Origin of the sequence: Indolivaga macrotermitis (assembly GCF_900128985.1) — a bacterium.
Classification (GTDB): Bacteria; Bacteroidota; Bacteroidia; order Bacteroidales; family Dysgonomonadaceae; genus Dysgonomonas_A; species Dysgonomonas_A macrotermitis.
In genome coordinates this window covers 142,183-153,835 of sequence record NZ_FQUC01000005.1, presented here as the reverse complement: position 1 = coordinate 153,835, position 11,653 = coordinate 142,183, and the positions used below count along the sequence as shown (strand labels likewise).

General features: G+C 40.9%; 10 protein-coding genes. 6 read left to right on the top strand and 4 right to left on the bottom strand.

What is annotated here, in order from left to right; all coding sequences use genetic code 11:
- The first annotated feature begins 47 nt into the window (after positions 1-47).
- Positions 48-1,265 (top strand): esterase, encoded by a 1,218-nt coding sequence (locus BUC12_RS08870; RefSeq protein WP_062180608.1) that lies wholly within the window; start codon positions 48-50, stop codon positions 1,263-1,265.
- 44 nt (positions 1,266-1,309) lie between these two features.
- On the opposite strand, the gene BUC12_RS08865 is transcribed toward BUC12_RS08870, so the two are convergent.
- A complete protein-coding gene (locus BUC12_RS08865) occupies positions 1,310-2,173 on the bottom strand; it encodes a leucine-rich repeat domain-containing protein (RefSeq protein WP_062180673.1) in 864 nt (287 codons plus the stop codon).
- A 123-nt stretch (positions 2,174-2,296) separates the two neighbouring features.
- Here BUC12_RS08865 and BUC12_RS08860 point away from each other — a divergent pair, with 123 nt between their 5' ends.
- Positions 2,297-3,028, top strand: a complete 732-nt coding sequence (locus BUC12_RS08860) for an HAD-IA family hydrolase (RefSeq protein WP_062180611.1) — start codon at positions 2,297-2,299, stop codon at positions 3,026-3,028.
- A gap of 19 nt (positions 3,029-3,047) precedes the next feature.
- Here the strand turns inward: BUC12_RS08860 and BUC12_RS08855 are convergent, their stop codons facing one another.
- The 3 genes from BUC12_RS08855 to BUC12_RS08845 form a co-directional block, all read right to left on the bottom strand.
- Complete coding sequence (locus tag BUC12_RS08855) at positions 3,048-4,247, bottom strand: hypothetical protein (RefSeq protein WP_062180614.1); 1,200 nt, start codon at positions 4,245-4,247, stop codon at positions 3,048-3,050.
- Between the two features lie 37 nt (positions 4,248-4,284).
- Complete coding sequence (locus tag BUC12_RS08850; RefSeq protein WP_062180618.1) at positions 4,285-5,148, bottom strand: hypothetical protein; 864 nt, start codon at positions 5,146-5,148, stop codon at positions 4,285-4,287.
- A gap of 207 nt (positions 5,149-5,355) precedes the next feature.
- Positions 5,356-6,249 (bottom strand): hypothetical protein, encoded by an 894-nt coding sequence (locus tag BUC12_RS08845; RefSeq protein WP_062180623.1) that lies wholly within the window; start codon positions 6,247-6,249, stop codon positions 5,356-5,358.
- Positions 6,250-6,503: 254 nt separating this feature from the next.
- Here BUC12_RS08845 and BUC12_RS08840 point away from each other — a divergent pair, with 254 nt between their 5' ends.
- The 4 genes from BUC12_RS08840 to feoB all read left to right on the top strand — a co-directional run bounded on the left by BUC12_RS08840 (position 6,504) and on the right by feoB (position 11,615).
- Positions 6,504-7,304, top strand: a complete 801-nt coding sequence (locus BUC12_RS08840; protein WP_062180625.1) for a DUF4373 domain-containing protein — start codon at positions 6,504-6,506, stop codon at positions 7,302-7,304.
- Positions 7,273-7,878 (top strand): hypothetical protein, encoded by a 606-nt coding sequence (locus tag BUC12_RS08835; protein ID WP_062180628.1) that lies wholly within the window; start codon positions 7,273-7,275, stop codon positions 7,876-7,878. The genes BUC12_RS08840 and BUC12_RS08835 overlap by 32 nt, the downstream gene beginning before the upstream one ends.
- A gap of 46 nt (positions 7,879-7,924) precedes the next feature.
- On the top strand, positions 7,925-8,965 hold the full coding sequence (locus tag BUC12_RS08830; RefSeq protein ID WP_062180631.1) for an FUSC family protein: 1,041 nt from the start codon (positions 7,925-7,927) through the stop codon (positions 8,963-8,965).
- Between the two features lie 172 nt (positions 8,966-9,137).
- The gene (gene feoB / locus BUC12_RS08825) at positions 9,138-11,615 is read left to right on the top strand and encodes a ferrous iron transport protein B (protein ID WP_062180634.1); all 2,478 of its coding nucleotides are present in this window, start codon (positions 9,138-9,140) and stop codon (positions 11,613-11,615) included.
- The last annotated feature ends 38 nt before the right edge of the window (positions 11,616-11,653 follow it).

The window sequence follows — 11,653 nt, the reverse complement described above, 5'->3', positions numbered from 1 at the left end:
AGATTTGTATTAATTTAGAGCTTGTTTTAAAATCAAGAACCAGCTTTATGAAAAAGAAATTACCACTGATATTGCTTGTTGCATTTATGCAATCGGCAATCGCTTTCGGGCAGCAAGCTTTATGGGGTGCACAGGATATAATATCGCCGGAGATACATCCCGATAATACAGTAACATTCAGGGTGCTGAATCCTTTAAAAGCCAAAGTACAACTGACGGGCGATTTTCTCCCCACGGGAAAACAAACCACGCCTTTCGGTGAGGTAGAAGCACCACTTGCGGTTGATCTGGTCGAAGGGGCTAACGGAGTATGGGAATATACGACACCGCAGCCTCTGGCATCCGAACTGTATTCGTATTCGCTTATAATAGACGGGATTAAAACATTCGACCCCAATAATATGTATCTCGTAAGGGATGTTGCTTCGTTGACAAACATATTCCTGATCGGGGGCGGGCAAGGCGATCTCTATAAAGTGAACGAAGTACCGCACGGAACAGTATCGAAACGTTGGTATAACAGCCCTACGCTGAAAATGGACAGGCGGATAACTGTTTATACCCCCGCCGGATACGAAACTTCAGGTAAAGAGTATCCTGTATTTTATCTTCTGCACGGAATGGGTGGCGACGAAGAAGCTTGGACTACTTTAGGACGTGCAACGCAAATACTTGATAACCTGATAGCACAGGGCAAAGTACAACCTATGATCGTGGTGATGTCGAACGGAAATGTGGTGCAGGAAGCTGCTCCCGGAGAATCGTCTCTTGGTTTATACAAGCCCCAATTTATTTTACCTAAGACTATGGATGGAACGATGGAAGAGAGTTTTCCTGATATTGTAAACTTTATCGACTCTAATTACCGTACTATTAAAGCTAAACAAGGGCGTGCTATTGCCGGACTGTCGATGGGTGGATTCCATTCGTTGCATATATCGAAGCAGTATCCCGATATGTTCGATTATGTAGGGCTATTCTCCGCGGCAATTTTACCTGCTGATAACAATACAACTAAAGATAAGGTACAATCGCCTGTCTATGCAGATATGGATGGTAAACTGAGAATCCAGTTCGCAAACAATCCGAAACTATACTGGATTGCTATTGGTAAAGACGATTTCCTTTATAAAGCAAATACCGAATACAGAAGTAAACTCGATCAGGCCGGTTATAAATATACATATGTGGAGTCTGACGGCGGGCATATCTGGAAAAACTGGCGGATATACCTGACCGAATTTGTGCCTTTGCTTTTTAAGTGATATTAATTGATAATAATGAAATAAAGAGAACCTGTAATATAGTATTATAGGTTCTTTTCTATAATAGATATGGCCTGTTGTTTCATTATTTCGTATTCCTGTATAAATTTATCACATTTCTCTTCAGCAAATGGGCTACTGCATTTTACATAACCCGAACCCTTTCCTAGAAAATAATATGTTCCGCTGATATATTCTGAGTAAGGTTCATAAACCGCTCCATCTACACCGGGTAATGCCACTTCTAAAAAAGCGTATTCTTTGGCAGTGAATGCACTATCAGGTATATGTATCGTTTTCAGATGTTTCAGTTTCAAGATCGGAATAAGTGCCGGATAATCCGATTTATTGGTAATCCATATTAATTTAAGTACTTCGAGGTTTGGTAAACCTTCCAGAAAAGTAAAATTAGCAATTGGTTGATTCCAGTCTAATGTTCCGTTGATATACAGATATTTTAATGTATCTATTCCGGCTAATCCGCTAAAATCGTGTACCCTTCTGAGGCACTCAAGATGTAATGATCTTAATTTTTTCAGCTTATTCAGTGGCGATAAGTCTGAAAATCCCGAAACATATTCAAAAACCAGTTCTTCTATATTTTCAAGAGATTCAATAAATTCTATGTTTTTAGGTCTGGCATGCGTAATTCTCAACCGTTTCAATTGGGTTAAACTACTTATAGCCTCTAATTGCTCCTTACTGGGTTCGTGTAAAGTCAGCTCTTCTAAATTGGGAAATTCAAATATGAGTTTCCAGTGCCTATCATTCTTACCTATTGTTATTATTCTGATGGAATTTTTATCTGTAACCTCGTCATCCAAACTGTAAATAAACCGTTCATTATTAGGGATAATTGTCCAATAGTTACCGGTTCTATCCAAAAAATCCGCAAAATGATGTTTCATATGATAAGATTTGTATTTGGGCAAATATATAGATTTCCGGTAATGAACACAAATGCTTTCCGATTTGTAACTATCTTCCGAAAGCCGTACCTTTGCACCCATAAAAAGGTAAAAGGCAATTTTATGATATCAGCATTTAAAAAATATCTTCAAAAGCATAATTATACTAACTTCGATATGAAAGCCGTACTGTTCGATATGGATGGTGTACTTTACGATTCGATGAAATACCATGCAAAAGCGTGGAAACAATCGATGGATGAAGAGAAATTCGATTCTACATACGAAGAGTATTTTCTGCACGAAGGACGGGTAGGGTATAATACTATCGACCTTGTGATAGAACGTAATACTGGAAAACATGCTACGGAAGAAGAGAAGCAACGTATCTATAAGCGTAAGTCCGAATTGTTTGCATTGTATAACGATGGCGAACTGATCCCTTATGCCGGAGATTTACTGAAAGCTGTAAAAGCCAAAGGTTTGGAACGTGTGCTTGTTACCGGATCGGGACAACCATCGTTACTCGATAATCTGGATAATAACTTCCCCGGAATATTTGAACGAGACAAAATGGTAACCGCTTTTGATGTGAAAAATGGAAAACCTCACCCCGAACCTTACCTTATGGGACTTGAAAAAGGCGGAAACCTGAAACCGAATCAGGCTATTGTAGTCGAAAATGCTCCTATGGGAGTAGAAGCTGCTGTGGCTGCCGGATTATTTACCATAGCTATCAATACCGGGCCATTGGACGAAAAAGTGCTGTGGGATGCCGGAGCAGATATTGTACTCCCTTCAATGGAGGCCCTGTTTAATAATTGGGAAATCTACTGTAAAGAGTTGGGTATCTGATAACAGCTTTATTGTAGTGTTAAAATGGTACGCATACAGACCATCCTATATTTCCGTGCCGTGCAAAATATTCGTAATATATACCGGAATTGAAACTTCTGAATGATTTATTCCCTAAACTGAAAAAACGGGACAGGTCAATCCGGTAATCGAATCGGTTATCGAAAACAGATGCCTTTCCTGTAACGGAAGAGCGAATAAGTGGAAGGTACCGGCTCATATACATACTGAATCCTGTTTGTGATTTTTCCCCTTCTGAAAATTCGACACCTGCTGCCAGTGATGTATATTTCAGGTTGACTCCGTACAAAGTTGTATGGTTCCGAAATTTGGTGCCGTCCATTAAATCTTCGTGTTTTCTTTGCCGGTAGGTATAATATATAAAGTCGTTTATTCCTTTTGTTTTGCGGATGAATAAATTGCTTTTTATAGCTGAACCCGAAAAGTCATAATTACCTTGTCCATCAAACTGGTGTTCTACTCTGAATCCCAGATTTGTTTTCAGGCTTCCTATATGTTCAACACCCACCCTGAGTATATATCCGATTGGATATTTTACTGAACCTGAATATCCGGCTTCGTAATTTTCGGAAATGATACGAAGCATCGACATACCACCATTGGTGTAAGTGCCGTTTCCATGACGAGCTATATTATTTCTGAATTCGGCATATCTCTCTTTTAAATTCAATATAGCAGATATATTATCAACAAATTTATTTACAATTACCGCCTCATTTAGTGTAGAGCTTTGCGCTTGAGGTGTCCAGTATTTATTGTACTGATAATTGTCTTTACCGGCATATTCTATCGAATATATTATACCGTCGTACCCTTGCTGCCAGCCTTCAATCTTCTTATCTGTTTCTATATCGAGTATCCCCGAATTGTTGATAAGCTGGTAACATTGTATTGCAAGCGAATCTGCAATACTGGTTTTGGTTGATATTGTTTTCCCTTTTTTGCCTAGCTTAAAGATGTAGTCTATTACAAATCCACTGATTGTATCCTGATTTTTCCGGATATCTATTACCTGACCGAAATATTGCATCCTGAAATTGAATTCGTCTCCCGATTCCAAAAGGTCTTTGCATCCCAACTTGGCAAACAGATGTTTAGTATGCCTGTACCATGTTGTAGTGTCGCCCTCGATAGTCTTCTGCGACCTGACAGTAACAGCAGCACACAATAAGAATAACAATATCAGTAGTTGTTTCATCCGGTTATAATATGGCTGTTACGATATATGTGTTCTGTTAATCTATATGTATCGAATAGATAATCTCCCTTCGTGTCATCTGGTCTATATCCCTGTATAACATTACCGAAGTAGTATCACTGTAATTTTCGGGCTTGTTTATTTCCTTGAAGTTATCCTTTCTGTCCATAGTCGTCCTGTTTTTTCTCACATATACCAGATCGCCCGAAACGGAATCTACCTTCACCGACGAGTAGTTGCCGTCGGGTAGTTCGTAATACAGTACACAGTCTTTTACAGTACTGAAATCCACATCCTTTAATATGTATGCAGAGCTGCCGTATTCGATTCTTATCAGGGTTTCGTTTGCCAGCATATCTTCCAGTTCCTTGCGGCTGTATGTGCTTCTTTCAGTCGAATAGTTCTCGGGATGTTCGATGTTCGATACACTTCTTTTGTTGCTCTCCATCTTATTCTGGTATACCCATACACTGTCGGACGAAACCGAATCTACATAGCAACTGGTATATTTATCTCCATCCGTCTTATACACCAATATTTGTCCGGCATATAATTTATCCAGTTGTCTTTCGAGTTTACCTGTTTTCTCCTTTTCCGACGAGAAGATAAGGGATGCAAACAGACCGATGAATCCCAATAGTAAAACAGTGCCGATATACGAATACCAGGGAGCCGAAGTAGAATTCAGCAAGCGGATAGCGTCATCTTCCATGCCGTAAGCGTCGGGTGAATATTGTCCGCCTGTGATCTCGGATTTGACAAGTGCCAATTTACCTCCCGGCCACATCGGGATAAACATAATATGATTGAGCTTGCAATGTATTTCTAAAGCCATAGGGTAACCTTCGGCATCCTTAAAGTATTGGCGGGCAATACATCTGTAATAGTATCCGTAAACCATTAGAGTTGAGTGTTTATCTTAAAGTGAAAAAATGTTGTTCCGGCAAATATATAGAATATAATCGATATTAGGCAGTAGCGGAAATTTTTACAGGTAGGGTGCGGATCAGGATATTTCTTTAGGTACACCTGTACACCAGTTTATACCTGTCTGATAAATCGAGGCAAAAGTATATTTCATTTTATTAAATATACAGCAAGAGAATGCTTAGTAGAAATCGGATTTCCGTTCTATTTCGTACTTGTAGTCGGCTTTTGTTTTGTCGGTTTTCGATACGGTAAGGGTTATAATATCGCGGGCGCGTTTCTTAATGAAAAATTCGCCCTGACCTTCGACCTGTACATCAGAATCCTTGTGGTATACCCTTATGGATAAAGGATCGAGTGTTTTTCCCGGTCTGAAATCAGGCAGTGTATAAATGCGGTCTATCGTAGAGCTTTGTCCACCTTTTACAACCAGCGAATCGGGCGTGCCTTCCAGTATCAGGGTTACGTCCGAACGGGTCATATTGTTGATCGTAAGCTGCAACCCGAATACCATACGTTCCATATTTATTTCGGCTGTGGTATTTATCTCGGGATCGAATTCTGCCAATTCGCCATAATAACGGTCGACTGATGGTGCAGTGAATGTCCTGCTGTCCGAAACAGAATCTTTTTCGGCTGTCAGCTGTGCTTTGCTCACCTGTAAGTTCGGGAAATAGACCAGATTACTTACCGTAAACTTATTGGTAAGTTCGGCAGGAGTATTGTTGTTCAAAATAAATGGTTCGTAATATGCGAGGCTGTCGTGTCTTATAAGCGTTTTGCCATCGGTTACGATAGTCGATTCTATTTTGTACTCTATATCTTCGGGCAGGCTAATCTTAATATCCGATTCGTTATCGAATAATCCGTAAGCATATGGTATATAATTGTCCGACGATAGGGTAGTCGCATAAATCTGTACGGCATACAGGTTGTTGCCGTTGTCGGAGAATGCTTTTTCGTTTTCGGGGGCAAATTTCAGGATGATCGGAGTGGATGCATTATCCCCTTTGTAATCGTCTTTGGCACACGAAAAGAAAGCTGTTATTAGTATTAAAAACAGTATTTTTTTCATACTGTATTTCTATTAAGGTAATTACTTTTCAAATAAAGATGTCAAAAAAGCTCCATTATGATTTTCCTTTTTTATCTATAAGTAAACGGTTATAATAGTATGATATCAGAACAAATTTATAATCCCCTGTGACCCGAATACTTAGCTTAAATTTTACAACTTTGATATCCTATATTTGAATAACGTTTCAATTTACAAAAAAGTTTCATAAATACCTAAAAAAACTTAAAAATTAACACTGAAAACTTTATAATATGGCACGACCTCTTAAAAGCGGACTCGATTACTTCCCTCTCGATGTAGATATTTTTCAGGATATAAAGGTGCGGAAGATAGCTAAAACGTATGGCTCCGATTCGTATTCGATACTTATCGGGCTGCTCTGTCAGATATACAGGGACAAGGGATATTATATCACATGGGATGACGATCTGGCATTTTGTGTGGCTGATACTTTAGGGATAAACGAAGATACGGTAACACTGGTAATAAAGAAGGCGGTAGAAGTGGGCTTCTTTGACGAAAAGATGTATGTGAGACATCGCATTCTCACATCAGAAGCGATTCAGGCACGATATATAGCTGCTACCCAGAAACGGAAAGAAGTGGTTTTGAACGACATTTACCTCGTTTCTTCCGTCAATAACCCGGTTAATGACTCCCGTAATACACAAAGTAAAGTAAAAGAAACTAAAGTAAACAAGAGTAAAGTAAAGGATACTAAAACAAGCGGCTGCCTCACGGCATCTGTTGAAGTGGATAATACAAATTATGTTGTATCGGAAGTACTCTTAGAGACAATGAATACGTTGTTAAACGATTCGTACTACACTGATAGTCTGATTTTTAATAAAAAGATAGAGAATAAAGATGCTTTGATACGGTACCTCAAACTGTTTTTTGTAAAGTTACAGAACGAAGGGGCGGCGAATGTCTCTTTAAGAAACGCAAAAAGACATTTCACCAACTGGCTGCGGATACAGATGGAACCGAAGAATAAACCGAAACATAATTATGCAAACTATGCCAACAGTACAACATATTGCCAGTTTTGAACAGCTGACCTCACAGATGCGTCTGCATAAAATGCCATTACCGGCCGAGCGGTTTCACTTCCGGATAGAGGATGCCCGGAATGTATTGAAACAGTATCTCGGATATTTTTTGTCACTCACCGGAGAACAGCTCCAATGGCTGCCCGAATACGAAAAAGTGGCAGATTGGCTCAGCGATAATAAGGGCAAAGGGCTTTTTCTCTATGGTAACTGCGGACGGGGTAAAAGCCTGATTACACGCTATGTTATCCCTGCGGTTCTTTTATCCTATATGGGTAAAGTAGCCGGTGTTTATGATGTTTGCAGGATGAATAGTAAGCTGGATGAAGTTTTGGCGAAAAATATACTCTGTCTCGACGATATCGGAACCGAAGAAATGATAGTTAATTATGGCGAACGTCGTCTTGCTTTTGCCGAAATAATGGATGCTGCCGAAAAACAAGGCAAACTCGTCGTCGTTTCGTCAAATCTTACAGTCGAGCAAATCAGCCGGCAATACGGAGACAGGGTACTCGACAGGATTAAATCTTGTACAACCCGTATACTGTTTCGGGGCGAAAGTTTGAGGCAATGAACGGTATATTTTAGTACCTTTGCACCCTGAAAAAAAATCTACGGAGTTGAAAATAAGAAAGAACATCAGAAAAGACATTTTGTCGGTATTCGCTTTCCGTGAATCGGAGAGGCATTGGCATATTCCTATACTCGCCGGAGCTTCGGTCGGGATACCGTTACTCTTGGGTTATGCGCTGGATAGTTTACCCAATAGCATACTGGCCAGTACATCGGGCTTACTTATTCTTTATCTCTCGTTTACGGCTGTAGCCCAAAGGATGATCAACCTGATGATATGCTCATTTGTATTTATCCTTTCTTATTTTATCGGGTCTGTCGCATCTTTTAATATCTGGCTGGCTCCTGTTTTTTTTGCGGCTTATGTATTTCTGCTCAATCTGGTTATACGGTATTTCAGGTTCAAGGCTCCCGGTAATTTTTTCTTTATTTTGATCGCTGCTTTAGCTATCTGCCAGAAATTCGATATGGCTACTATCCCCGAACGGGTAGGTGTTGTGACCCTTGGTACTATATCGACCTGTATGCTTGCTATGGTGTACAGTTTGTTGACAATGAAAAACTATACGATGTCGGACGAAACCATTGTTTTTGAGAAAGCAAAACGTATCGATGTGGGAGAGTCTCTGATATTGGCTTTGTTTGTCGGTGGGTCGTTGATGCTGGCAACGATACTGAAACTGGAAAATCCTTACTGGGTTCCCGTATCGTGTGCAGCTGTGATGCAGGGCGCTACACGCCGTCATATATGGGAGAGGGGAATCAACCGTGTGGTAGGTACATTTATCGGAGCCGGATTTGCCTGGTTCTTACTCGGATTGGATATGCCGGGACTGGCTATTTGTATCAGTATCATATTATTACAGTTTATTGTAGAAGTTCTGGTAGTAAGACAATATGGCGTAGCCGTTATTTTCATTACGGCACTCACTATCTTCCTTGCCGAAGGAGCGCATGCAGGGCAAAGTGCCGAACAATCTATCTACATCCGTTTTTTCGATATAATGTTAGGTTGCGTTTTCGGAGCTATCGGCGGCTGGATTCTTCATCACAATAAAGTAAGGGACAAGCTCGAAGATACTGCGTAAGGTTGTATTATCCGATGCGTATTATCAGTATAATAATTTAAAATAATTCTAAATAAAGGTGCTATTCTCGTCAAAAATAAGCATCTTTGTATTTCATAGAGTAGTAACAAACAAATAAGTTCTGAGACCTTCGGCAAAGAGGCGTTTCGGATCTGAATCCGATAGTAGAAATATGTTATTATCAGACTTAAAGACCGGCGAACTGGGTGTTATAGTCAAAGTCAATGGCAGTGGTGCTTTCAGAAAAAGAATCCTCGAGATGGGATTTATCAAAGGCAAGGTGATTAAAGTAATACTTAACGCCCCTCTTAAAGACCCTATCAAATATAAAATAATGGATTACGAAGTTTCGTTGCGGCGCAGCGAAGCTCACCTCATAGAAGTAATCTATCCCAAAGATTTACAGAAAAAAAAGACCCACGAAGAAGAATTTTCCTTCGAAAAGAGTTACGGGGACGACGATTCTTTTCATAAGAAAGAACCCGGCAATACAAAAAAAATAACCGTTGCGTTGGTCGGTAATCCTAATGCAGGAAAAACTTCGCTTTTCAATATAGCTTCGGGCGGCCATGAGCATGTCGGAAACTATGGTGGAGTAACAGTCGACTCGAAAGAGGGTAAATTCAAGCACGGCGATTATCAGATCAAGATAATCGACTTGCCCGGAACCTATTCTATATCGGCATATACCCCTGAGGAGTTGTATGTGCGCCGGTATCTGGTAGAAGAAAAGCCCGATGTGGTGATCAATGTCGTTGCGGCATCCAACCTTGAGCGTAACCTGTACCTTACAACCGAGCTTATCGACATGAGTGTACCGATGGTTATCGACCTCAATATGTATGACGAGCTACAGGCCAGCGGCAGTGAGTTTGACCACGAAAAACTGGCTCGGTCGCTCGGTATACCTATCATCCCTACCGTTTGCCGTTCGGGAATGGGTATCAAAGACCTGTTCGATGCCGTTATCCGTATTCATGAAGATCGCGAGCCGATAGTGCGGCACATCAAGATATATTATGGCAATACGATAGAGAACTCTATCAGCCGCCTGAATATAGCTGTCGACAAAGAAGGCAACCGGCAGGATATATTCCCCACACGTTACCTGTCTATCAAACTATTGGAGAAAGACAGGGATGTAACAGCCTTCGTGACCGAAAACTACAAGCTGGCGGATGAGATTCTGAGTATTACGGCTCACGAAGTAAAAAATATAGAAAGTACCCTGAACGAAGATACCGAATCGGCAATAACCAACGCCCGTTACGGTTTTGTTGCAGGAGGACTGAAAGAGACATATAAAGAAAAACTGAAAGAGTCGGATACTACACGTATTATAGATGCTGTGGTAACGAATAAATACCTCGGTTTTCCGCTATTTTTCATATTCATGTGGATCATGTTCGAATGTACATTCCGCCTCGGAGGGTATCCTATGGAATGGATCGAAGCAGGTGTGGAATGGATCGGAGGATTTATATCCGTATATATGCCCGACGGTATGCTCAAAGATCTCATTGTAGATGGTATTATCGGAGGAGTAGGGGGCGTTATCGTATTCTTACCCAATATCGTTATCCTGTACGCCTTTATATCCTTTATGGAAGATTCGGGATACATGGCACGGGCAGCCTTCATTATGGACAAGATCATGCATAAGATGGGCTTGCATGGCAAGTCGTTTATCCCTCTCATTATGGGATTCGGCTGTAATGTACCTGCTATACTGGCAACCCGTACGATAGAGAGCCGCAACAGCCGTATGATAACCATGCTGGTAAATCCGTTTATGTCGTGTAGCGCGCGCCTTCCGGTATATCTGTTATTTGCAGGAGTATTTTTCAAATCATATGCCGGACTGGTCCTGTTCGGATTGTATGCTACAGGTATATTATTGGCGGTAATCTCGGCACGGATATTCAAACGATACCTGTTTGCAGGAGAAGACGCTCCATTTGTTATGGAATTGCCTCCTTACCGTATGCCGACAGTGAAATCGGTACTTATCCATATGTGGGATAAATCGCGCCAGTACCTTCGCAAGATGGGGGGTATTATCCTTATAGCTTCTATTGCCATCTGGTTTCTGGGATATTTTCCGCAAAACGAAAATACAGTCGAAAGCCTCGATGCCCGTATTGCACAGGTAGAACAACAGTTCGAATCGAACAGTATATCGGAAGTGCAAAAAGATGAGCAGATAGCCGAAATAGAATCACTGAAAAATATAGACCATACCGAGAGCTCTTATATCGGGCGTATCGGTAAGTTTATCGAACCGGTGATGCGTCCTTTAGGATTCGACTGGCGTATAAGCGTTGCTCTGCTGACAGGCAGTGCAGCCAAAGAAGTAGTGGTAAGTACACTCGGTGTTCTTTATACAGGTAATGCCGACGAAGACGAAGGTTCGTTGCAAGACCGCCTGTTGGCAAGTACCGATGCCAGTGGCGCACCTACGTTTACACCACTCGTTGTAGCCAGTTTATTACTGTTTGTACTGATATATTTCCCTTGCGTGGCAACGATTGCTGCGATCAAAGAAGAATCGGGCTCATGGAAATGGGGAATGTTCAGTATTGCATATACTTCAATTTTGGCATGGGTTTTGTCATTCCTTGTATTCCAGATAGGAAGTTTGTTGCTCTGACGGAATACTGAACGAAACAGCCTGTCTTATTGTTAATG

What these genes read in the sequence shown, in the direction of transcription:
- BUC12_RS08865 (WP_062180673.1), bottom strand. Translation starts at nt 2,173, where the DNA reads ATGAAACATCATTTTGCGGATTTTTTGGATAGAACCGGTAACTATTGG.
- BUC12_RS08870 (WP_062180608.1), top strand. Translation starts at nt 48, where the DNA reads ATGAAAAAGAAATTACCACTGATATTGCTTGTTGCATTTATGCAATCG.
- BUC12_RS08845 (WP_062180623.1), bottom strand. Translation starts at nt 6,249, where the DNA reads ATGAAAAAAATACTGTTTTTAATACTAATAACAGCTTTCTTTTCGTGT.
- BUC12_RS08855 (WP_062180614.1), bottom strand. Translation starts at nt 4,247, where the DNA reads ATGAAACAACTACTGATATTGTTATTCTTATTGTGTGCTGCTGTTACT.
- BUC12_RS08850 (WP_062180618.1), bottom strand. Translation starts at nt 5,148, where the DNA reads ATGGTTTACGGATACTATTACAGATGTATTGCCCGCCAATACTTTAAG.
- BUC12_RS08860 (WP_062180611.1), top strand. Translation starts at nt 2,297, where the DNA reads ATGATATCAGCATTTAAAAAATATCTTCAAAAGCATAATTATACTAAC.
- BUC12_RS08840 (WP_062180625.1), top strand. Translation starts at nt 6,504, where the DNA reads ATGGCACGACCTCTTAAAAGCGGACTCGATTACTTCCCTCTCGATGTA.
- BUC12_RS08835 (WP_062180628.1), top strand. Translation starts at nt 7,273, where the DNA reads ATGCCAACAGTACAACATATTGCCAGTTTTGAACAGCTGACCTCACAG.
- feoB (WP_062180634.1), top strand. Translation starts at nt 9,138, where the DNA reads ATGTTATTATCAGACTTAAAGACCGGCGAACTGGGTGTTATAGTCAAA.